This is a genomic window from Hydrogenovibrio thermophilus (assembly GCF_004028275.1).
Lineage (GTDB): Bacteria > Pseudomonadota > Gammaproteobacteria > Thiomicrospirales > Thiomicrospiraceae > Hydrogenovibrio > Hydrogenovibrio thermophilus.
Genome location: NZ_CP035033.1, coordinates 37,261 through 60,191 on the forward strand (window position 1 = coordinate 37,261; position 22,931 = coordinate 60,191).

At 54.6% G+C, this 22,931-nt stretch carries 22 protein-coding genes; 13 read left to right on the plus strand and 9 right to left on the minus strand.

All coding sequences use genetic code 11. The features are described 5' to 3' along the window. Positions 1 to 78 precede the first annotated feature (78 nt). Positions 79 to 1,308 carry an NAD(P)/FAD-dependent oxidoreductase gene (locus tag EPV75_RS00170; RefSeq protein ID WP_128384057.1) on the plus strand — a complete coding sequence of 410 codons (1,230 nt, stop codon included), beginning with the start codon at positions 79 to 81 and terminating at the stop codon, positions 1,306 to 1,308. A 214-nt stretch (positions 1,309 to 1,522) separates the two neighbouring features. Here the strand turns inward: EPV75_RS00170 and EPV75_RS00175 are convergent, their stop codons facing one another. From EPV75_RS00175 to hemF, 8 genes are all read right to left on the minus strand, one after another. Then, a complete protein-coding gene (locus EPV75_RS00175; protein ID WP_128384058.1) occupies positions 1,523 to 3,880 on the minus strand; it encodes an MMPL family transporter in 2,358 nt (785 codons plus the stop codon). 3 nt (positions 3,881 to 3,883) lie between these two features. Continuing rightward, complete coding sequence (locus EPV75_RS00180; protein ID WP_128384059.1) at positions 3,884 to 4,480, minus strand: LolA-related protein; 597 nt, start codon at positions 4,478 to 4,480, stop codon at positions 3,884 to 3,886. 5 nt (positions 4,481 to 4,485) lie between these two features. After that, positions 4,486 to 5,385 carry an LpxL/LpxP family acyltransferase gene (locus EPV75_RS00185; RefSeq protein WP_128384060.1) on the minus strand — a complete coding sequence of 300 codons (900 nt, stop codon included), beginning with the start codon at positions 5,383 to 5,385 and terminating at the stop codon, positions 4,486 to 4,488. Continuing rightward, the gene (locus EPV75_RS00190; protein ID WP_128384061.1) at positions 5,382 to 5,753 is read right to left on the minus strand and encodes an ACP dehydratase; all 372 of its coding nucleotides are present in this window, start codon (positions 5,751 to 5,753) and stop codon (positions 5,382 to 5,384) included. Before EPV75_RS00190 ends, EPV75_RS00185 begins: the two co-directional genes overlap by 4 nt. After that, positions 5,740 to 7,128, minus strand: a complete 1,389-nt coding sequence (locus EPV75_RS00195) for an AMP-binding protein (RefSeq protein WP_128384062.1) — start codon at positions 7,126 to 7,128, stop codon at positions 5,740 to 5,742. Before EPV75_RS00195 ends, EPV75_RS00190 begins: the two co-directional genes overlap by 14 nt. Positions 7,129 to 7,131: 3 nt before the next feature. Further along, positions 7,132 to 7,392 (minus strand): phosphopantetheine-binding protein, encoded by a 261-nt coding sequence (locus tag EPV75_RS00200; RefSeq protein WP_029939249.1) that lies wholly within the window; start codon positions 7,390 to 7,392, stop codon positions 7,132 to 7,134. Between the two features lie 128 nt (positions 7,393 to 7,520). Continuing rightward, positions 7,521 to 7,895 carry an RNA-binding S4 domain-containing protein gene (locus EPV75_RS00205; RefSeq protein ID WP_068646694.1) on the minus strand — a complete coding sequence of 125 codons (375 nt, stop codon included), beginning with the start codon at positions 7,893 to 7,895 and terminating at the stop codon, positions 7,521 to 7,523. A 2-nt stretch (positions 7,896 to 7,897) separates the two neighbouring features. Next, positions 7,898 to 8,866 carry an oxygen-dependent coproporphyrinogen oxidase gene (hemF, locus tag EPV75_RS00210; protein ID WP_128384063.1) on the minus strand — a complete coding sequence of 323 codons (969 nt, stop codon included), beginning with the start codon at positions 8,864 to 8,866 and terminating at the stop codon, positions 7,898 to 7,900. A 100-nt stretch (positions 8,867 to 8,966) separates the two neighbouring features. Here hemF and EPV75_RS00215 point away from each other — a divergent pair, with 100 nt between their 5' ends. Then, positions 8,967 to 9,824, plus strand: a complete 858-nt coding sequence (locus tag EPV75_RS00215; protein ID WP_128384064.1) for a M48 family metallopeptidase — start codon at positions 8,967 to 8,969, stop codon at positions 9,822 to 9,824. Positions 9,825 to 9,834: 10 nt separating this feature from the next. Here the strand turns inward: EPV75_RS00215 and EPV75_RS00220 are convergent, their stop codons facing one another. Next, positions 9,835 to 10,392: an L-threonylcarbamoyladenylate synthase gene (locus tag EPV75_RS00220; protein ID WP_128384065.1), complete on the minus strand. Its 558-nt coding sequence runs from the start codon at positions 10,390 to 10,392 to the stop codon at positions 9,835 to 9,837. Between the two features lie 222 nt (positions 10,393 to 10,614). Here EPV75_RS00220 and EPV75_RS00225 point away from each other — a divergent pair, with 222 nt between their 5' ends. The 11 genes from EPV75_RS00225 to EPV75_RS00275 all read left to right on the plus strand — a co-directional run bounded on the left by EPV75_RS00225 (position 10,615) and on the right by EPV75_RS00275 (position 22,927). Continuing rightward, on the plus strand, positions 10,615 to 11,658 hold the full coding sequence (locus EPV75_RS00225; protein WP_225972436.1) for an HlyD family efflux transporter periplasmic adaptor subunit: 1,044 nt from the start codon (positions 10,615 to 10,617) through the stop codon (positions 11,656 to 11,658). Positions 11,659 to 11,663: 5 nt separating this feature from the next. Further along, a complete protein-coding gene (locus tag EPV75_RS00230) occupies positions 11,664 to 13,466 on the plus strand; it encodes an ATP-binding cassette domain-containing protein (RefSeq protein WP_225972340.1) in 1,803 nt (600 codons plus the stop codon). Further along, positions 13,463 to 14,599 carry an ABC transporter permease gene (locus tag EPV75_RS00235; RefSeq protein ID WP_225972341.1) on the plus strand — a complete coding sequence of 379 codons (1,137 nt, stop codon included), beginning with the start codon at positions 13,463 to 13,465 and terminating at the stop codon, positions 14,597 to 14,599. The genes EPV75_RS00230 and EPV75_RS00235 overlap by 4 nt, the downstream gene beginning before the upstream one ends. Next, positions 14,599 to 15,720: an ABC transporter permease gene (locus EPV75_RS00240; RefSeq protein ID WP_128384067.1), complete on the plus strand. Its 1,122-nt coding sequence runs from the start codon at positions 14,599 to 14,601 to the stop codon at positions 15,718 to 15,720. Before EPV75_RS00235 ends, EPV75_RS00240 begins: the two co-directional genes overlap by 1 nt. Before the next feature lie 145 nt (positions 15,721 to 15,865). Next, positions 15,866 to 17,029 carry a polysaccharide deacetylase family protein gene (locus EPV75_RS00245; RefSeq protein ID WP_128384068.1) on the plus strand — a complete coding sequence of 388 codons (1,164 nt, stop codon included), beginning with the start codon at positions 15,866 to 15,868 and terminating at the stop codon, positions 17,027 to 17,029. A gap of 93 nt (positions 17,030 to 17,122) precedes the next feature. After that, positions 17,123 to 18,382: a diguanylate cyclase gene (locus EPV75_RS00250; RefSeq protein ID WP_127118995.1), complete on the plus strand. Its 1,260-nt coding sequence runs from the start codon at positions 17,123 to 17,125 to the stop codon at positions 18,380 to 18,382. Between the two features lie 5 nt (positions 18,383 to 18,387). Next, on the plus strand, positions 18,388 to 19,071 hold the full coding sequence (locus EPV75_RS00255) for a LysE family translocator (protein ID WP_225972342.1): 684 nt from the start codon (positions 18,388 to 18,390) through the stop codon (positions 19,069 to 19,071). A 67-nt stretch (positions 19,072 to 19,138) separates the two neighbouring features. Continuing rightward, positions 19,139 to 20,542, plus strand: a complete 1,404-nt coding sequence (locus EPV75_RS00260) for an MBL fold metallo-hydrolase RNA specificity domain-containing protein (protein ID WP_127118994.1) — start codon at positions 19,139 to 19,141, stop codon at positions 20,540 to 20,542. A 12-nt stretch (positions 20,543 to 20,554) separates the two neighbouring features. Then, positions 20,555 to 20,773 (plus strand): lipopolysaccharide assembly protein LapA domain-containing protein, encoded by a 219-nt coding sequence (locus tag EPV75_RS00265; RefSeq protein WP_128384069.1) that lies wholly within the window; start codon positions 20,555 to 20,557, stop codon positions 20,771 to 20,773. Between the two features lie 46 nt (positions 20,774 to 20,819). Then, positions 20,820 to 21,554: a VIT1/CCC1 transporter family protein gene (locus EPV75_RS00270; protein WP_225972343.1), complete on the plus strand. Its 735-nt coding sequence runs from the start codon at positions 20,820 to 20,822 to the stop codon at positions 21,552 to 21,554. A gap of 56 nt (positions 21,555 to 21,610) precedes the next feature. Beyond that, positions 21,611 to 22,927 carry an MFS transporter gene (locus EPV75_RS00275; protein WP_128384070.1) on the plus strand — a complete coding sequence of 439 codons (1,317 nt, stop codon included), beginning with the start codon at positions 21,611 to 21,613 and terminating at the stop codon, positions 22,925 to 22,927. Positions 22,928 to 22,931: the final 4 nt, after the last annotated feature.

Here is a 22,931-nt window from a genome sequence, read left to right on the forward strand (position 1 = left end):
AAAGCGCTGGAAACACAACCGATTGGCGGTTTTTTTGATAGACTTAACGCTTCTCGTTCGCTTGCAAAGGAAACAGGTTTGAAACACTGTGATGTCTTCATTATCGGGGGTGGTCCGGCCGGCTCCATCGCCGCCGCGAAATTGGTCCAAGCCGGTTATGACGTCAAGCTGGTGGAGCGCCAGGTCTTCCCGCGTTTTGTCATCGGCGAATCCTTGTTGCCACGCTGCAACCAACTGCTGAACGACGCCAATATGCTCGACAGCATCGAAGCGGCCGGGTTCCAATTCAAAGGCGGTGTCGCCTTCCAGACCGGCCGGGAATTCGAGATTTTCCATTTTGACAACAACCTCGGCGAGCCCTTCAACAGTTCCTTTCAAGTGAAACGCGAGCTCTTCGACCATGAACTGTTGAAAGACGCGGAACGCAAAGGCACGGATGTGGAATTCGAATCCGAAGTCACCGCTTACGATCCGGATGCCAACATCGTCACCGTCAAAACCAAACAGGGCGACATCGAAACCTATCAAGCGAAAAAAGTCATCGACGCCTCCGGCTATGGCCGTGTTTTGCCGCGTTTACTGAATCTGGACGCTAAACCGAAACTGGCCTTGAGACGCGCCACTTTCTGCCGAGTGCAAAATGACGTGCGCCCCACCGACGGCACCGACGGCTACATTTACGTCGACGTTTACGGTGACAACGATGCCTGGATTTGGAACATCCCGTTTAACGACGGCATCACCTCGGTCGGCATTGTCTGTACCGAAGCATTTTTCCAATCGTTCAATATGACCGACGACGCTTTTTGGGATCACATTGTCCACACCCATCCATGCGCCAAAGAACGCTACAAAAACGCCTCCAAAATCAATGACGTCGGTTCTTTGAGCGGTTATTCGGCCGCGGTGAAAAAACTGTACGGCGACAATTTCGTCTTGGTCGGCAACGCCTCCGAATTCCTTGACCCGGTTTTCAGCTCCGGCGTGACCTTGGCCTTGGAATCCGGGTCGGTTGCCGCGGATTTAACGCTGCGAGAATTGCAGGGCGACACCGTGGACTGGCAAACCGAATATGAAGATTACATGATGCGCGGCATCAATGTGTTTCGCGAATTCGTGGAATCCTGGTACGACGGCCGTCTGCAAACGATTTTCTTCACCGAGCACAAAGACGAACGCATCAAACAATCCATCACCTCGGTTCTGAGCGGTTACGTCTGGAACCCGAAAAACTATTTCGTCAAATCGCCCACCGCCGCGGTGAATACGCTGGTGGCCATGATTGAGAGTTCCAAACAACCTGTTTAAAGTACTTCCCCAGACTCGGCTCGACTTCTGAATCAAGCGAGGTTACTTCAAGACCTTTGCGCGAGTCAGGACGCGAGATAAAAAAGCAGGAAAATGGGCGGATTCAAGGCAAAAAAAAGCAGGTAATAGCCTGCACTATTGCCAAGTTTTTTAACGCAGAAGCCGCGCATTTTAACCTTTTTTAGCCGTGTCATTGGCTCGTGCACAGGTCTTATCACACCCGATTCTGCCAACGCGCCAGCAGATACACCCAGATGACGCCGACAACCAAGGTTTGGCCGATGGCGACCAGAATCGGGATGGACGTCCACAGCAAACAACCGAACGTCAGAATCGTGGTCATCAATGCAATCGTGACCGACGACATGGCGTCATCCCGTTGAGGCATTTCCTGCGAAGCTTGGGCCTGCTGACGTGCCTGGCGTGCGAACAGGCTGTAATCCAAACCGATCGCCACCACCAGAAAACCGGCCAGTAAATGGAACACCGTCACCGCTTGCCCGAACACCGACAAGCTCGCCAAACTCAAGCCCAGCCCGAACACCACCGGCAGTAAAATCCGCCAGGCCTGGGCAAAACTGGCGGTGGCCAGCCGGAGCCCCAATACAAACACCCACAGCAAGCCGAACAATCCCCACGCCAGTTCCCAACGTAACTGAGCCACCGACTCCGCCACCAACGACCGCTGATTGAAATATAAAACGTCCTGCGCCTCACTCCAGTCTGCCAAACTCGCTGACCGAGTCACGCCTTGCAATAGAATCTTTCCGACCACACCGTTCGCCGTCTCAGTGACCAGAGTCGGCAACAAAGCCTGCTGCCAATCCAGCGCCAGGGTTTCAAATCGCGGCCAATCCAACGGTGGCAAGGTCGAAGACGCTTGCACACTTTGCGCAAACGACTGGAAATGTTTGGGCTGTAACGGGGTGTCGCTTTTTGCCAAAGCCGAATTCAGCGCATCGGCCGATGGCAAGGCCGAAAGGCGTTGCGCTTGGCACTGCAAACTCGGCAACCAATCGGATAGGCCCAACCAGCCTTGAATGATGCCGTCCGTTTTCAACTGCGCCAAACCGGCCGACAAGGCTTCCTGCCGTTGCAATAAGGTTTGCATGGAGTCGGCTGGCACCAGTAAAAACTGGCTGGCTTCCGGCTGGCGGAACGCTTGGCGTAAATCCCCGTCCTGTTGCAATAAGCTGGGCGGCACCGGACTCAAGCTGGCCAAATCGTCCTGCCACACGATGGGTTTCCACCACAGCAGCGCCAAGACCAAAGCCGTCAACCCCATCCATTTCCAACCATCGCGAACGGTTGGTACCGCTTGGTCGCGGCCGTCCATTTTCACAGCCGTTGGAAGGGACGTCACCGGCGACAGCACCCATAGCATCAAACGCGTCATCCCCAACGCCGTCAAAAGGCCGACGGCGGCAAACAGCCCCATCTGCTGCACGCCGGCAATGCCCAGCCACATCAAACTGCCCAAGCCGACCAGGCTGCTCAAGGCGCCCAAACGAATCACCGGCCAATTTCGCCAGGCCTGCTGCGGCGATTGTCGGAGCGCCGCTAGGGCATGAATCGGGTAATCCACCGCCACACCAATCAAGACCACGCCCAAGGCCAGCGTCATCGCTTCAATAGATCCAAACACGGTTTGCACCGCCAGCGTACCGAGCAAGGTGCCCGCCGCCAAAGGCACAAAACTCAGGAACACCCAAAGCGGACGACGAAACGTCCAAAACAGAAAGCCCAATACCAACAAGGTCGCGATGACGGACAACCATTTGACGTCCTGTTCAATGTCGTGGCGCGCTTGTTGGGCAATCCAGGCCACATTGGACACAGCGATTTTCACGCCCGCCCTATCCATTTCGGGAACACCCGATTTCACTAACGCCGCTCGCAAAACCGGTTCGACCGCTTGCAAATGGCTGGCCAGAGCCGCCGGTTTGAATGTCACCAAAAACAGCAATTGCATGGCGTCCGATTGCGTCGATTCGGACGGCACTTCGGGAGCCTTCACTTCGCCCCAAACACCGGAAAGCGTGGGCACCGCCTGCTGAAAACGGGATTGCCCCAAATAACCGAACCATTGCTGGGTCGGGTCACTGAGGGCGGTGGCTTTATCCAACACCAATCCCATTTGCCAGGCTTGCCACAAATCGTCCAGCCGTGACGGTAAGGTTCCCAGGTCAAAATCGGTCAGAAGGTAACGATATTCCCGTAAAGGCACTTGATTCCAGGCGGAGATGGACGACGGAGCATTCCGAACCCCGGCCACCCAGGACTGATCCCGTAACGCCAAGGCCAACGTCTGACTGATGGCGGCCGCGTCATTTGAGGAGATACTCTCGCTCAACGGCAGTTGAACCGACACCATTAACGGTTGCTGCGAACGGTCTTGATTGAGGGATTGTTTCAGGGAATCGAACAACACCGCTTGGTCGGCGGTTTCGGCCGGCGGGAAGAAGGCGGTCAGTTGATTTTGCAGGGTCAGTTTCGGCAGACTCCAAGCGGCCAGCGCACCGAAGACCAGCACCACGGCCAGCAAAACGCCATAACGCGACCGCTGCGCCATCCGTTATGGCTCCATGCGATAACGCCGCCAGTCACCGTTGGCGAAATTCAATTGGATGGTTTGCACCTGGGCTTTTTGATGCTGCCAAACACCCGATACGATGATGTCATGCGTAGTGAGAATCACATTGGCTTTCGGCTGATAAGTCAGTTGCCAACCGTTTTGAGGTAGGGCTTGATAGCGCACATCATACAAATCTTCCAATGCTTTCGGGCGGCCGGATAACAAGGCTTGCAACGGGTTCAGAAACGCCTGAATGTCCGGCACCTGTGCCAACGGCATCTGCCAATGTTTGTCGGGAAAATCGACCTTGACCGAATCGCCGATCATCGACAAGCGGCCTTGAATCGGCTGGTGATACTGCAATGAAAAATGCTGTGGATTCTGATAATGAAAAGTGCCTTGGTAATCGCTGGTGACATCCAGCAAGGTATCGTGCCGGGCTTCGACAAAATCCTGCGTTTTCGGGGTTTTGGCCCAGGCCTGATAGATTTTGGTCTTTTCCGCTTGGCCCGTTTGAACCGCCGTATCGGCGAACGCATGACTGGCGAACAACAACCCAATCGCCATCATCGAAATAAGCCATTTTAAACCGCTCAAGCCATTCACTTTGAAGCGTCCTCGTCGTCCAGCCAATAATGGTAAAAATTGAACCAATTATACGGCGATTGGCAGCACTGTCGCGCCACTTCATCCATATAGGCTTGTGCCATTTCCTGTAAACTGGCACCCGGCTCAAACGTCAGTGCATCACTGTAGACATGATAACGATTGCCACCTTCAAAGCGGCCAAAGAAAACCGTCACCGGAATATCAAAACGTTTCGCCAGTTTGAAACCGGCAATCGGAATCAGCATCTCATCGTCGAAAAAGCGTACCTTGACCGTGGCTTCCTGCCCGACCGGACGGTCCTTCAAAATCGCCACCGATTGCTCGGATTCAATGGTGTCGTGAATGTCAAAAATGGTTTGCAGGCCATTGTATGGAATTACCATGGTTTCCATTTCCGGGTTCAGCTCGTTCAGGAGTTTGACGATGGTTTCGTTTTGATCCACCTTCAACACCACCTTGATTTTGATGTCGTATAAATCCGACGACAAGGCGCGAATGGCATCCAGGCTGCCGAAATGGGCACCGAAATACAATTGCGCCGGATTCTTTTTCATCGATGCCTGCCAGGCTTCAAGGTTGGTATACTCGACCTCAAAGGGTTCAATGCGATTGGTCAGAAAGTAAACTCGATCCAGAATGGTGGTGGCGAACCAAAGAAAGTGTTTGTAAGTGTCCCAAAATCCGGCGGGACGCCCCAACACCTGATTGAGATAATGGCGCGAAGCGGCCTTCTGCTTGCCGGAAATCGGCATATAAAACAGGATAATCGGATGCAATAACGGCTTGACCAGCCAACGCGGAAACAGCAACGCCAAGCCGCGAATCAACTTCAGCCAAAAGCCGGAAGTACGCTCTTTTTGCTGTGTCCAATCGGTTAGTTTCGGTGACGTCATCGTATCCCGTCCTGCCCCTCTTGTGTTTGAATGGCCGCTCGGTTGCGCAAAACCAATTGACCTGTCGCCGCGGGAATCGCTTCCTCGCTTAATGCCAATTTAAACCGGGCCTTAAGCGTTTCCGCATCGGCGTTACCCGTCCATTCAATCTGCAAATCAACCGCCTGTTCCGGCCGCACCAGATGGGTGAATTTGGCCTGTGGAAGCTTAACGATGTCATATTCCGGATAATGTGAAACCAGCACCTGTTCCACCGCCTCCAGCAACACCACCCCCGGCACCACCGGATTGCCCGGAAAGTGGCCGGGCAGGCTCGGATGATTCGCCGGGATGGTAAAGGTTTCTGAAATCGGTTCAAGCACGGACATTTGGGGATTGGGTTCCTTTTTGCATTGTGTTTTGTTTCGCCAATTCGCTCAACTGTTGAAACTGTATTTTACCTAACTCATTGCGCGGAATCTGCTCGACAAAATGAATCGGTCTGGGCAAAAACACCGCATCCATGTCCTGCGCCAACGCCTGTTTGATGTCGTGCGCGTTCAAATCGGACACCACAAATGCCTGAAGCCGTTCGCCATTCGGTGCTTGCCAAAACAGCCCGTCGGAGACGCCGTCAATGGCTTGCAGCTTCTGGTTCAAATACGCCAGGGAACTGCGTTTCCCCGCCACTTTCACCACATCGGAGCGCCGCCCCAAGAGTCGAAACCGATTCGGCTGGCCCGGAATCAATTCGAACTGGTCGTGCAACGGGTGGCTTTCCGCCAAAGGTGCGATGTTCACCTCACACACCGACAGAGACTCTTCACACAACAGGAAATTGTCATCGTACAGCGTCCAGGCGTCACCCGCCAATGTTTCACGTGAAGCAATGGAAGCGGTTTCCGTACTGCCGAACACCTCGAACACGCGCGCATGGAGCGTATCGCTGACCTGCTGAGCCAAGGCTTGCTCCAACGGAGCGGTGGCCGACAAAACGCGCAACGGCAATTGCGGCCAGTCCACATCAAACGGCATCAGTTTTTTCAAATGCAAGGGCGTGGAAGCCAACAACACCGGTCCAGCTTGCGCGGCCAATACGGCCCGTATGTCTTCGGCGAAAATCGGCCGCCCGACCCAGATGGATTGTTTGGAAAACAACGGCCAGAAAATCGTGGTTTCCAGACCGAACATATGCTGACTCGGCACCGTCGCCACCACGTACCCGGGCTGGTTTAACTCGAAACGGGCAATGGCCTGTTGTGCCAGCAACGCCATTTGACGCCAGGTTTTCACCACCCGCTTCGGTTGGCCGGTGGAACCGGACGTGTACAACCAGATATCACTGTTCAACACCCTGTCCCAAATCGGCTGTAAGACCGCTTCATCGACCCAATTGCTCTTGTCCGCCGATAAAAACGACTCCGGCGTCGGCCCGCTTTCCGGCCCTTCCTGCTCGCTGAACCGTTGTACCGTTTGCGTTTGCGACGCTTCCAACTCGGCGGTTAATTCGGTTAGGGTATTGGCCGCGACATTGGGTGGCAAAACCGTTTTGCCACCCCGCATGGCCACCGCCAGCATCACCATCAAAAATACATCGCGGCGGGCATAAAGATTCAGGACAACCGGCGCGTCCGGAAGAGTTTCACTGAAACGATAGGCGGCCGAAAGCAATTGATGGCGGGAGACATTTCCGCCCTCTGAAAGCAGAAAAGGGTCGCTTGACAGCAACCCTTTTAATGGTAAGTCCACCGAGTGGCCGGCCATGAATCAGGCCTGTTTGTTGGCTTGAACGAACTCGGATAAGGCCGCAATCGAAGCAAACACGTCCCCGACATTCTGATCACCGGATTTGATTTTAATGCCGTAACGCTTATTCAATTCCAACGAGATTTCCAGCGCATCGATGGAATCCAAGCCTAGACCGTCATTGAAAATCGGTTCATTCGGATCGATTTCATCCACGGTCACATCTTCCAGGTTGACGGCCTCAATAATCATTTCTGCAATTTCGGTTTGCTCAGGTGTCATGTGTTTTTCCAATTTTGTCGGTTTTTTAAGCAGCGTTTAACGATATTTTCTGAATTCAAAATCAGCGCAAATTATATCAGCCTTCCTTTTTCAATGGTTATAAAACCCCAGAAAAATCGTCAAAAAACTTACTCTCCAAATGTCATTTGTTCGATTTTACGACGGTCGCGCTTGGTCGGCCGCCCCTTGCCTCTTTCGCGATACCCGGCCAAGGCCATTTGCGGTGGTGGCGTTTTTTGATTCAGCATTTCGTGATCGATACGATACAGCGTTTCCGCCACTTGCGCGGAGCCACGCTTATCCGATACCTGCAGCACCGTCACCTCAACCTTACGATGCGGTTGGGTGATTTTCAGAACATCGCCTTCGGACACCGTTTTGCTGGGTTTGGGCTTACTGCCGTTCAACTCGATCTTGCCGCCTTTTACCGCATCCAGCGCTACGCCGCGTGTTTTGAAAAAGCGTGCCGCCCACAACCACTTATCGACCCGAACCTTTTCCATAATCAGCTGCCTTCAAGGTTCAACCAGTCTCGCGGGGCCAAATAATCATACAACTTAGCTTCTTCCGTGCCTGGCTCCGGGTGATAGTCGTATTTCCAGGTCGCCAACGGCGGCATCGACATCAGAATCGATTCGGTGCGGCCGCCGGTCTGCAAACCGAAAATGGTGCCGCGGTCGAAAGCCAGGTTGAATTCGGCATAACGGCCACGACGGTATAATTGGAAGTCACGTTGACGATCCCCGTACGGCACCGATTTACGACGTGCCACAATGGGACGATAAGCTTCAATGTAATGATTCCCGACCGACTGCATAAAACGGAAGCAGGTCTCGAAATCCCAACCGAAGGTGCTTTCGTTTAAATCGTCATAGAACAACCCGCCGACACCGCGGGTTTCATTACGGTGTTTCAAGAAAAAGTATTCATCACACCAATCTTTATACTTGCTGTAAATCTCATCACCGAACGGATCACAAGCGGCTTTGGACTGTAAATGCCAATGCACAACGTCATCGTCAAATGGATAATACGGCGTCAAATCGAACCCGCCGCCAAACCACCAGACCGGCTCTTCGCCGTCTTTTTCCGCCACAAACAAACGTACATTGGCGTGCGATGTCGGGACATAAGGGTTACGCGGATGAATGACCAGCGACACCCCCAGCGCTTGGAAAGAACGGCCCGCCAGTTCCGGGCGGTGCGCGGTGGCCGAGGCCGGCAAGGTTTTGCCGCGCACATGAGAAAAGTTCACGCCCCCTTTTTCAATGACATCACCGCCTTCCAACACCCGGCTGATACCGCCGCCCGTCAAGCCCATCTCACCTTGATCGGGCTCTCTTTCCCATTGATCGACAATGAAATCCTTGGAACCGTCTTCGGCCGCCAATTGTCGGCAAATATCGGCTTGCAGATCGAGCAGGTAAGCCTTAACGGCTTCGATGTCCACGTGATTGGGTTGTGTGTCTGACATAAACATTCCTTCATTCGTTGGGAGCGATTCAGGCGCTATTTTATAGAAAAAGCCCCATCACTTCTTTAAAATATCCATTTCGTCGGATTGGAAAAAGCGCATGAAAAAACGATATTTTTGGACTATCTCCTTACTGATACTGCCTTTGCTCGCCCTTATCGGTTGTAGCGCTCAGACCACCAAACAGGGGTCGGTCGGCATTGAGCGCCAGCAAATGCTATTGGTTTCCGAGCAGGAAATGCAACAGGGTGCCGACCAAGCCTATCGCGAAGTGCTGGCCGAAGCCGAGAAGAACCATGCGCTCAACACCGACCCTAAAGAGCTGAAGCGTTTACGAACCATTGCAAGCCGCTTGGTTCCACAAACCAAAATCTACCGTGAAGATGCACCCGACTGGCAATGGGAGGTCAATTTGCTGAAATCCGACGAGCTAAACGCCTGGTGTATGCCGGGCGGGAAAATCGCCTTTTACACCGGCATTATTGACACACTGCAACTGACCGATGACGAAATCGCCGCCATTATGGGGCACGAGATGGCCCATGCCTTACGGGAACACAGCCGGGAGCGTGCCTCTCAACAAATGGTCAGCCAAGCCGGTTTGACCGCTTTAAGCATCCTCACCGGCATCCAAGGCCCGGCGTTGGACGCCAGCAATCTGGTCATGCAAACCACCTTCCTGTTACCGAACAGCCGCACCCATGAAACCGAAGCCGACCGCATGGGCGTGGAATTGGCGGCCCGCGCCGGATACGATCCGTATGCGGCCGTTTCCGTTTGGGAAAAAATGGGCAAACTCTCCAAGGATGCGCCGCCGGAATTTCTCAGCACCCACCCATCCAACGCCACCCGAGTGGACGATTTGAAAAAATACGCCGCCATGGTCGAACCGCTGTATCAGCAGGCGAAAAAAAATCCACCCAAACCGGCCAAGATTGTTTCGCAACCGAACCCCTAACAAGCCCAGATCAACGTAAACGGCGACCGGTTTCAGCCTCCCATATTTCGGACGGCGTTGCCGCGCCGCTGACCTGACCGATTAACACCGGCACCTCCGGAAACGCCGCCAAACAAGCCGCTTCACTCCGAATCGGCTCCTCACCGCTGACATTGGCACTGGTGGACACCAGTGGTCCACCCAAGGCATCGCACAAGGTTTGCACCTGCGGGTGTCGTGTCACCCGAATCGCCACGGTTTTCCGGCCACCGGTCACCCAATTCGGCACCATTGATTTGGCCGGCAGCACCCACGTCACCGCACGATCCGCCTGCCAGCTTTGCAACACCGATTCGCTCCAAGGGCATTCATAAAGCTCCGCAAGATCCGCCACCTGCTCCACTTGCGAGGCAATCAGAATAACGCCTTTTTCCAAAGGACGGCCTTTCAGAGCCAACAACCGTTGAAACGCGGTTTCATTGAACGGATCGCAGCCCAGACCATACACCGCCTCAGTCGGATAAGCCAACACCCCGCCGTTACGAACCCAATCGGCCGCTTCCGCCGCATTCAACCGTTTTTCCGTCATCTTGTCGCTCCACATTCACGCATCCGGCCATTTTAGCAAAGCCTCCGACCAAAAACACGACCACCCCGAAAACACCCAGGCCTGATGAAAAGCGCTAGAGCACCTTAATTCGAAAAGACTGGGCAAAGCATGAAGGCCATTTCCGAAACCCGGGTTTTGTGTTAACGTTATTCACATAACAATTCGATTCGACAGGCGCTTGGAGGAAAGGCTGTGACAAACATGAAAAAACGCATTCTATTGGGTGTCGTCATTCTGGTTATCCTGTCGGTTTCCGGCTGGTATTTCCTGCAAAAACCCGCCGCTCAAACACCCGGTCAACTGACACTTTATGGCAATGTCGATTTACGCCAGGTCAATCTCGCTTTTCAGGTCACCGGGCAGATTGAACGCATGCAAGTCACCGAAGGCACCCATGTCAAGCCCGGTCAAGAACTGGCCTGTGTCGATCAAACTCGTTACCAAGCCAAGCTGGAACTGGCCCAAGCCAATGTCGCGGCCCTTCAAGCTCATCTCGACAAACTCATCGCGGGCAATCGCCCTCAGGAAATCGCCCAAGCCAAAAACACCTATCTCGCCACGCAAAGCGAAGCCAAGCAAGCCTATAAAACCTACGAACGCTTGAAAGCCCTGTTACCGAAAAAACTCGCGTCACAGGAAGACGTCGATAACGCCGAAGCCAAGGCCAAGGCCCTGCGTCATCAAGAAAAAGCCACCTATGAAGCTTGGCAGGTCGCCATTCTCGGCGCTCGCGACGAAGACATCGCCCAAGTGCGGGCTCAAATCGCGCAAGCCAAGGCCGAAGTCAAACTGGCGGAAAAAAACCTCACCGATACCCAGCTACTTTCCCCCATTGACGGCATCGTCCGCGACCGGGTACTGGAACCGGGCGATCTCGCTCAGCCGCAACAAACCGTCATGACGCTGGCCCTCAACAGCCCGAAATGGGTGCGCGCTTACGTGTCCGAAACCGCCCTCGGACAACTCAAACTCGGCCAGCCGGCTCGCGTCCGAACCGACAGCTACCCCGACAAAGATTACTCCGGCTGGATCGGTTACATCTCACCGACCGCCGAATTCACCCCGAAAACAGTGCAAACCGAAGAACTGCGCACTCAGTTGGTCTACCAGGTTCGCGTCTTCACCTGCGATCCGGACAGCGAACTCCGCCTCGGGATGCCGGCCACCGTCTCCCTCGACCTCCACACCCGGCCATTGAAGAACCCGCAATGCGACGCGCCATCGGATCACCTGGCGGATAACTAAGCATCATGCTGATGGATTCGGCCACCCCCTTATCGATTGAAAACGTCAGCAAGGCGTTCGTACTACCGAATCGCCGAGTGCAAGCCCTTGACGATGTCACCTTTCACATCGAACCCGGCCAAGTCACCGGTTTGATCGGCGTGGATGCCGCGGGAAAAACCACCCTGATGCGTTTGATTGCCGGGTTGCTGACACTGGATGCCGGACGCATCAACGTCCTCGGTTACGATGTCACCGAATCGCCGCTCGCCATTCAATCCGCCATCGGTTACATGCCGCAACAATTCGGCCTCTATCAAGACCTCACCGTCCTCGAAAACCTCCAACTGTATGCCGACTTGCAAGCCTTACCACCCGACCAACGTGACGCCCGGTTCGACCAACTTCTCAACATGACCGGGATGGCACCTTTTCGGGTCCGTTTGGCTGGCAAACTCTCCGGCGGCATGAAACAGAAGCTCGGTCTGGCCTGCACCCTGTTGAAATCGCCGGATTTACTGTTATTGGACGAACCGACCGTCGGCGTCGACCCGGTTTCGCGCCGTGAGCTCTGGGAAATCGTCTATCGAGCCGTAGAAGAAAACGGCATGAGCGTTCTGCTCAGCACTGCCTATCTCGACGAGGCCGAGCGCTGCCGTGACATCAAACTGTTACACGAAGGTCGCCTGCTGTCGGAAGGACCGCCCGACCAGTTCACCCAACCGCTCCAAAACCGAACCTTTCTGGTCAGCAGCAATTCGGACTGCCCCAAACGGCAATTGAAAAAGCAACTCAGCCACCAACCCGGCGTGCGCGATGCCTTGATTTTCGGCGAGACGGTCCGCATTCTCACCGCCGACGCTCAACCCGAACCGGATACATTGCTTGCACCACTGAATTGCCCGAACGCCGACTTGCGCATCGAGCCGGTTGATCCACGTTTTGAGGATGCCTTTGTCGATCAACTCAGCCAGCAGGACGACACCGTTGCCGAACCCTCGCAACCGATGGAAACCGCCGAGTCGACGCCCGACGATGACAAGGCCCCATCTTCCGATCCCGCCATTGATGTCGAAAACCTGGTGTGTCGCTTCGGCGATTTCGTCGCGGTCGACCACCTGTCGTTTCGAGTGCAACGCGGTGAAATCTTCGGCTTGCTGGGCGCCAACGGGGCCGGAAAGACCACCACCTTCCGCATGCTGTGCGGGCTGCTGCCCGCCACCGAAGGCCATTTACACGTCGCCGGGCTCAACCTGCGCAAAGCCCGCGCTCAAGCTCGGGCCCGGCTGGGGTATATGTCACAGAAGTTCTCGCTTTACGGTGTAATGACCGTGGCCCAAAACCTCAACTTTTACAGCAAAGTTTACGGCTTGAGCGGGCGACGCCGCCGGGAACGCATCGATTGGGCCATCGAAATGTTCGAACTGGAAACCTACCTAAACCAGACCAGCCACGACCTGCCGCTCGGCTTCAAGCAACGCCTGGCCATGGCTTGTGCCCTAATGCACGAGCCGGACATTCTGTTTCTGGACGAACCGACTTCCGGCGTCGACCCGATGGGACGACGGGATTTCTGGAACAAAATCAATGCGCTGGCCGAACAGGGCGTGACCATAATGGTCACCACCCATTTCATGGAAGAAGCGGAATACTGCGACCGGATGGCGATTATGGCCAGCGGCCAAATTCTCGCCATCGGTTCACCGGCCGACATCAAACAAAACGCCGGTCAAACCGATATGGAAGAGGCCTTTATCCACATTATCGAACAGCAAAAAACCGAGCCGACAGCGTCTCGCCAGCCTCAGAATTCGGAGGCCGTCGGATGAGTGCGACAACACGTCAAGCCCGCTGGATGCGTATTCGGGGGTTAATTCGCAAGGAATTTCTACAAATCATCCGCGACCCGAGCAGCATCAGCATCGCCTTTATTCTGCCGATTATCCTGTTGCTGATTTTCGGTTACGGTGTCAACCTTGATGCCAAGCACATCAAGCTCGGCGTCGTCCAACAACAACCCTCGGTGGAGTCCCAGAGTTTCGTCAGCCGCTTCCACCGTTCGGAATATTTCAACACCCGCAATTACCTGACCGTCAACGACGGCCAGAACGCCATGCAGACCGGCGACATCCAAGCCCTGTTGATTCTCAAAAGCAATTTCGCGCGGGAGTTCCACCAAACCGACGCCGCACCGGTGCAATTGCTGGTCAATGGGGTGGATTCCAACACCGCCAACCTCATCAACGGTTATGTGCAGGGCACCTGGGCGGAGTGGCTGATCGCTTACGGCGACGCGCGCGGCATCGAATTCAGCCAGCCGGTGGAACAACTCACCCGTATCTGGTTCAACAGTGAGATTAACAGCCGCTATTTTCTGGTGCCGGGCTTGATTGCCATCATCATGACGCTGATCGGCGCTTTGTTGACCTCGCTGGTCATCGCCCGCGAATGGGAGCGCGGCACCATGGAAGCCTTGCTGGTCACGCCCGTATCGATTCAAGAGCTGTTGCTAAGCAAGGTCATTCCGTATTTCGTGCTGGGCATGGGCGGCATGCTGCTTAGTTTGGTGATGGCGCTGTTCCTGTTCGAAGTACCGTTACGCGGCGCTTTGGCCTGGCTGCTGCTGAGCTCGGCGGTGTTTCTGTGGGTGGCGCTGTCAATGGGCATCCTCATCTCCACCGTCGGTAAAACCCAGTTCGTCGCCGGGCAAATCGCCATCATCGTCACCTTTTTGCCCGCCTTTCTGTTGTCCGGTTTTATTTTCGACATCGGCAGTACCCCCCTGTTCATCCAATGGGTCACGCACATCGTCCCGGCACGTTACTTCGTGGCCTTGCTGCAAACCGAATTCCTCGCCGGGGACATTTTATGGGTGATTCTGCCCAATCTCGCCGCTTTGGTTTTAATGGGATTGGTTTTAACGCTGATTGTGTTGAAAAAATCCTATAAGAGGTTGGACTGATGGCTTGGTTATCCTGGGCCCGCATCTGGGCGTTGTCCCTAAAAGAATTCAGCGTGCTGTTTCAAGACAAACGCACCCGCTTCGTAGTCATTGGACCGCCGCTGATTCAGCTGTTCGTCTTCGGTTACGCCGCCACCTTCGATTTGAAACAGGCGCCGGTGGCCATTTTTAACCAGGACCAAGGTATGGTGTCGCAGGAAATTATCGGTCATCTGGCCGGTTCCGACACCTTTGAAATCGTCGCCCACCTCCACAGCAATCGCGAAGTGCCGGACATTATCGACCGCAAACAAGCCATGATTGTGGTCAGTTTTCCGAGCGATTTTTCTTCCCGCCTGATGAGCACCGGAAAAACGCAAATGCAAGTAATCGTCGATGGCCGAAACTCCAACACCGCCTTGCTGGCCCAAAACGATGTCGCCCAGGTGGTGGAAGCTTTCAACCAAGATTGGGCCGAGCGTCATGATCTGCCCAATCCACCGATTGCTCTGGTGCCCCGCAACTGGTTCAACGAAAACCTGGAAAGCAATTGGTTTTTCGTGCCCGGTATCGTGGGCTTGATTGTATTGGTGGTATCCTTGCTGGTCACCGCCTTGTCGGTGGCACGGGAACGCGAGGAAGGCACCTTCGACCAACTGTTGGTCACCCCCGCCTTGCCGGTGGAAATTCTCATCGGCAAATCCCTGCCCGGTTTGCTCATCGGTCTGTTTGAAAGCAACGTCATCGTCCTGCTCGCCATCTTCTGGTTCGATGTGCCCTTCCGCGGCGATTACCTGCTGTTACAGTTCGCGCTGTTCTTCTTCATCCTGTCGGCCATCGGCATCGGACTGATGATTTCGTCCTTCTCCACCACTCAACAGCAGGCCTTATTGGGCGCCTTTATGTTCATGGTTCCGGCGGTCATTCTGTCCGGATTCGCCACGCCGATCGAAAACATGCCGGACGTGATTCAGTGGCTGACGTACCTCGACCCGATGCGCTATTTCCTCGTCGTGGTGCGCGGTGTTTTCCTGCAGGATATGTCTTTTGACAGCCTCTGGCCGCAAATCTGGCCAATGATGATCATCGCGCTGGTCACGCTGTCGATGGCCGGCTGGTTGTTTAGACATCGCACCGATTGATGTGGTAAATTGGTCTCGATTCCACGGCACTCGAGATAAAAACGAAATAAAAAACCTTCAGGCCAACAGGCAAAACAATAAAAACCGCCAGGCCTGGCAACTTGCGAGTCACAACACAACTAAACGGTGATTGAGGAGTCACATCATGCCAAACCCGCCCCGAAAATCGAAACGCCTTTTATCGCACCCAATCGGGTATGGATTGATGTTATTGGCTGGGGTGATAATCGTCGGCTTAATCACCTGGCCGCCGCAACCGCCGGAAGCCTCCTCAGCGCCGGTGGCGGCCACAGCACCACCAGCACCGGCAGCGGTGGATAACAGCGCGGTAATTCTGATTTACCACCATTTCGGCAAAGATTCCGTGCCCAGCACCAATATCCGTTTGGCGCAATTTGACGACCAACTCGATTATCTGGCGGAAAACGATTTCCATGTCTGGTCACTGTCCCAACTGGTCACGGCGTTCCAAAACCAAACGCCGATTCCCGACAAAACCGTGGTGTTTACCGTAGACGACGCCTGGATCAGCGTTTATCAGGAAGCGATTCCCCGTTTCAAAGCCCGCGGCTGGCCGATGACGGTGTTCGTCAATACCGACGCCATCGACCAAGGCTATCGCTCCAGCATGACTTGGGAACAAATGCGCGAAGTGCAGGGCGACGGCATCGAGTTCGTCAACCATTCCCGTTCCCACGACCCGCTGATTCGTCGAACCGACGAATCCGACCAGGCCTGGCGAAAACGGGTTCGCGAGGAAGTCAGTGGCGCACAACAACGTTTACAGGCCGAACTGGGCGCCGAGACCAACCAGACCCAATTGCTGTCCTATCCCTATGGCGAATTTTCCGAAGCCCTCGCCAATCTGGTCAAAGAAATGGGCTATGTCGGCATCGCCCAAAATTCCGGCGCCGTCAACCGCCACTCCGACTTACGCGCCTTGATGCGTTTTCCGATGAGCGAAGCTTTTGCCGATATGGAAGCCTTTAAACAAAAGGTCAACGCGGTGGTTCTGCCGGTGGAAAACATTGACCCTTTCGACCCGATTATCCGTGATAACCCGCCACACTTGACGCTGTCGTTCACGGAACCGCCCGGCCGCAACATCCAATGCTTCAACCCGCAAGGCGATCGCTTGCAACAGCAATGGCTGGACGACACCACTCTGGAAATCTGGGACGAAAACCCGATTCCACCGCCCCGCAGCCGCTACGCTTGCACCCAACCCACCCAAGACGGACGCTGGCGCTGGTTCAGTCACAGCTGGGTGGTGCCCAAAGCCGCTTCTTCCGGGCTTCAGGACGATTAAACGGTGTTATTTCAAAAAGTTACCCTATTTTTACGTAGATACGCTAAAATGGATTGTTACTGATTTTTACAAACCCGAAACCTCGATAACCCCATGACGCGAAAAAAGTTTTTCAATGCGGACAACCTACTGATCGCCATCGCTTTGACGTCGATTATCGTATTGGTTTTCACACTGGTTTCGGTGTCCAAAAAAATGACCACGGAAACCCTCGATGAGGCGTCCCATGTCATCAACACCCAATATCAAAAACTGCATAACCTGCTCAACCTGCAACTCTACGGCCAGAAACGCAATATCAACCTCAGCCTGATGCTGTTGCTGGACGATGCTTTCGCCAGAGACGAAGCGATGATGGCGTTTTATCAGGACGGCTCCAACTATGTCAAATACCGTGACCAGCTGGCCAAACTCATCGGCCAGAACGAACAGGAATGGTATCAAGGCATTCAATCCCTCGCCCGAGCGGCCGACCCGTTACAGGAATCCATCGCCGAACTGGCGCTGGAAGGGCAAATCGAAAAAGGTAAGGACATTCTCGCCAACGAAGGCATGCAGCAGCTGTCGGAATTCGGCCAACGCATCAATGACTTTTCACGCTTTCAGTCCCAGCAAACCCAAAAACTCATTTCGCAATCGCGCCGCAACATCGACCAAACCATGCACCAAATCGTGCTGGTCGCCACGTTGCTGGTGCTGGTAAGCTTTTTCTTCGCTTACCTGATGGCACGGCGCTTCCATATGATGAACCTGCGCCTCAAAGTGGCCAACGATTCCTTGGAGAAAAAAGTCAAACACCGCACCCAGCGCTTGACCGAAGCTCAATCCGACCTGCTGGAAAAAAACCGGATATTGGAACGTCTCTCCACCACCGATGCCTTGACCCAATTGCATAACCGCCTGAAAATCGAACGCATACTGGAAACCCTGCAAACCCGTTACGAAACCAATCAACGGCTCTACACCATCCTGTTCATCGACATCGATTTTTTCAAAAGCATCAACGACTCCTTCGGCCATCACTCCGGCGATTTGGTGCTGAAAGACATGGCACGCTGCCTGCGCAACACCTTTACCGAAAAAAGCCACATCGGCCGTTGGGGCGGCGAAGAGTTCATCGTCATTCTCGAAGAAATCGATGCCCACCAGGCGGTTCTACTGGCGGAAGAATGCCGTCAAAAAGTCCAGGCCCACGAGTTTCCGGTCAGCCGCCCCATTACGGTCAGCATCGGCCTGGCCACCATCGAACACGGCGAAACCACCTCCGAAGTCATTCACTTGGCGGATATGGCGCTTTATGATTCCAAACACGCCGGTCGCAACCGCGTAACCGTCTATTCCAAAGAGGCCTGACGTGCTTGACCCAAAACGCCCAGGCCTGGTCATTTTTGATTCCACCTGTCGACACTATGCCCGCACTTGATACCTTACTGCCCTTCACCGGTTTGATGATTCTGCTTGCGTTGTCGCCCGGGCCCGACAACCTCTTTGTCTTGATGCAGTCGGTGGTGCACGGCAAAACGGCGGGGCTTTGGGTCACTCTGGGGCTCTGCACCGGGCTGGTCGGTCACACGCTGGCCGTCGCCTTCGGGTTGGCGCTGGTGCTGAAAACCTCCCCTTGGCTGTTTTCCGCCATCCAGACCCTCGGTGCGGTCTATCTGTTGTATTTGGCCTGGCAAAGCTACCGTGCCGCCAATTGCCATGTCAGTCAGCAGTTGCCCAAACTCAGTGCCGGACAACTCTATCGCCGCGGCGTAGTCATGAACATCACCAACCCGAAAGTGACCCTGTTCTTTCTGGCCTTTCTGCCGCAGTTCGTCGCCCGCGAAACCGAACACTTCGCGTCGCAAATACTGGTGCTGGGCGGTCTGGCCATTCTCGCCACTTTGTTGGTGTTCGGAAGCATCGCCCTGTTCGCGGGTGCCTTGAAAATCCTCAATCAATCGGACTCGGCGCAACGGCGCCTCCACCTCATCACCGCCGGCCTACTCGCTCTATTGGGTTTGAAGCTGTTTTTTGATCTGGCGCAATCACTTTATTAAGCGCTTTTTTACGTAATTCCTGTAAAATGAAATCGTCTTTGAGCGATTACCATTCGAGGGGTGCACTATGACACCGATTCAATCCTACGGAGCAGCCGAAACCGTCACCGGTTCCTGCCATTATTTACAACTAAAACAAGGCCCGCAAATCCTGGTGGACTGCGGGATGTTTCAAGGCCGCGCCACCAAACAGGCCAATGACGATTTCGGCTTCAACCCGGCGGACATCGACCTGTTGCTCATCACCCATGCCCACCTCGACCACGTCGGACGCATTCCCAAACTGGTCAATGAAGGTTTCAGCGGTCGCATCGTTTGTCTGCGCGCCACCTACGATCTCATGCAGGTCATCTTGATGGACAGCGCGAAAATCATGCGCGAAGACTATAAGACCGACCTGAAAAAAGCCCAGCGTCGCGGCGAGGAAGACAAAGTCCGTCCACCGCTCTACACCATGGACGATGTCCAAGCAGTGTTCGACTTAAGCATTCAATACGCCGAATACGACCAACCAGCAAAATTAACACAGGGCGTCTCCGCTACTTTCCGCAATGCCGGGCACATTCTCGGTTCCGCCAGCATTCAAATCGACTTTCAGGAAGACGACCAACCGAAAACGGTGGTGTTTTCCGGCGATCTCGGCAACCACAAAGACGTCGCCATGCCGCCGCCAGCCTATGTCGAGCACGCTGATGCCCTGTACATCGAATCCACTTACGGTGATCGCAATCACCGCCCGCTGGAAGGCAGTATTTCCGAATTCAAACAAGCCATCGTCACCACCCTGATGAACCAGGGTAATGTGTTGATTCCGTCGTTCGCCATCGAGCGCTCGCAGGAAATCCTGCTGTTGTTGAAACAGATGTATTACGACAACGAATTGCCGACCTGCAAAGTCTTTCTCGACTCGCCAATGGCGATTCGCGCCACCGAAATTTACAACCAGTATCACACCGATTTGAACGAAAATGCCGAAGCCTTACACGCCAAAGGCGACTCGGTATTCGATTTTCCCTATCTGGAATATTCGATTAAAGGCAGCGATTCCATGCGCATCAATGACGAAGAAAGCGGCTGCATCATCATCGCCGGCAGCGGCATGTGTACCGGCGGACGCATTTTGCACCACTTCAAACACCGCTTGTGGAACGCCCGCAACGCGGTGCTGTTCGTCGGGTACCAGGCCGTCGGCACACTGGGGCGCTTACTGGTGGACGGCGCCGAGGAAATCCGCATTTACCGGGAAAAAATCAAAGTCCGCGCGAAAATCCATATGATCAACGGCTTTTCGGCTCACGCCGATCAGGACGAACTGCTCGATTGGATGGCGCATTTCCACCAACTGGATAAAATCTTTTTGATCCACGGCGAACGCGACAAACAAGAAATCTTCAAAACCGCCATCGAAGAAAAATTCCACCATCGCAAACCGGTGCACATCGTGGAATACGCCGAAGAAGTCTGGATTTAAGAGGAGGACAAGATGCAAAATCTGACATTCAAATCAATTCTTTCCTGGGCACTGATCGCCCTCTCGATTATCTTCATCCTGCAAAACCTGGTGACGGTGGAAGTCAAATTCCTGATGTGGAGCCTCAGTGTGCCGCGCGCCGTTTTGGTAGCGGTGATGATTGGCGTCGGTTTCGTCATCGGCTGGTTTTTTTCACAACATCATCATCAAAAAGACACAGAATCGTCTTAAAAGGTGGCTAGAATTTTCAGAATTTGGTTTGAAAATAGGTCGCCCGATGGAACAAGGATACGATATGGTTCGCTTCACCCCCGAAATGCTCGAACACCACCTCACGAAAGAACACTTCAGCCACCGCATGGGTTGGCTGCGAGCCGCCGTCCTCGGTGCCAATGACGGTATTATTTCCGTGGTCAGCTTGCTGGTGGGGGTCATCGCTTCCGGGGCGGATAAAGAAAGCATTTTACTGGTGGCGGTGGCCGCTCTGGTGGCCGGTGCGCTGTCGATGGCCGCCGGGGAATACGTCTCGGTCAGCTCGCAGGCCGATACCGAAAAGGCCGACCTGGAAAAAGAACGCATCATGCTGGAAGAAAACTGGGAAGTCGAACACGCCGAACTGGCGCTGATTTACCGCCAACGCGGCGTCAGTGACGCCACCGCCATGCAGGTCGCCAAGGAATTGATGGCACACGACGCGCTCGGCGCCCACGCCAAAGACGAACTCGGACTGTCGGAAATCCACACTGCCCGCCCGATGCAAGCCGCGTTTGCTTCCGCCGCCTCCTTTGTTTCCGGTGCCGCGATACCGGTATTGCTGGTGGTTTTGCTGCCAATGGAAAACCTCGGCCTCATCATTGCGGCCTGTTCGCTGGCGCTCTTAGCGGTTCTGGGGGCCATTGCCGCCAAAACCGGCGGCGCGCCGATGCTGAAAGGCGCCATGCGCATGACCACCTGGGGCTTTCTGGCGATGGCACTCACCACCTATGTCGGCCTGATGTTCGATATCCATTAAGCCGATAACGCCCAGGCCTGGTGATTTTTAACCTTTAGAGACCTTTTCACGAAACAATGCCACAACACGACAAATCCCGGCTCGACAAAGCCTACGACCTCATCAATAACGAAGAAGACGCCCGCGTCTGTAAAGACATCCCCGATGCGGCCTGCCACCACCAACCGAAAAATTTCTTCGCGTACCTCATCGCCAATTTTCTCGGTAAAATCGCCGACGAGCTCGCCAGCGCGAAGCTGACGTTGCCTTGGTTGTTGGGCGCTTTGGGTACCCCGGCGGTGTTCACCGGCTTTCTGGTACCGATTCGCGAAGCCGGTGTCTTATTACCGCAACTGTTCGTGGCCGCGGCCGTGCGTCATCTGCCGGTGCGCAAAGGCGTTTGGTTGCTGGGCGCGGCTTTATCGGCCATCGCGCTCGCCGTCATGGCGTTGACCGCAGGCTGGGTCAGTGGTGTCGCAGCCGGTTGGGCCATTATTGTCTCGCTGGTGGTGTTCAGTCTGGCGCGCGGGCTCTGCTCCGTTTCCGCCAAAGACGTCCTCGGCAAAACCATTTCCAAAGGACGGCGCGGAAATCTGATGGGCATCAGCTCCGGCATTGCCGGGGTCGCCACCTTAGGCGTTGGGGTCTATATCGAGTTTTTCAGCCAGAATCCCTCATCGGATTTACTGGCGGGCTTGCTGTGGGTTGGCGCCATTCTCTGGGCCATCGCTTTTGTCGTGTTCGCGCAAATTGAAGAACACCCCGGTGCGACCGAAGGCGGCGGCAATGCGTTTGCCGCGGCGTTTAAAAGCTTCGCGTTGTTGAAGACCGACCGACCTTTCCGCCAATACGTCATCGGCCGGGCTTTGTTACTGAGCACGGCACTCGCACCGCCGTTTTATGTGTTATTGGCCCAACAATACAGCGAAAACGACCTCAGCGGCTTGGGGATGTTGATTATCGCCAGCGGCATTGCCGGTGCCATCAGCGCGCCGGTATGGGGAAAAATGGGCGACCGTTCCAGTCGATTCGTAATGATATTGGCTTCTCTGTCGGCGGGAATATTGGGCATCGTACTGTTCGCGTTGGCGGAAAGCGACAGTCCGTGGCTGTCGAACCCACTGGTGCATGCCGGTTTCTTCCTGCTGTTGACGGTATTTTACAGCGGCGTACGTTTGGGGCGTAAAGTCTATCTGGTGGATTTGGCCAATGCCGACAATCGCGCGACCTACGTCGCCTTGAGCAATACGGTCATCGGCCTGGCCATGCTGGCCGGCGGGGCCATCGGTTTATTGGCCGACATCCTGTCAATTCAGGTGGTGATTCTGGTATTGAGTGTGATTGCGGTGCTGGCGGCCCTTTGGATTGCGCGTTTGCCGGAAGTCAGCGACTAAACAC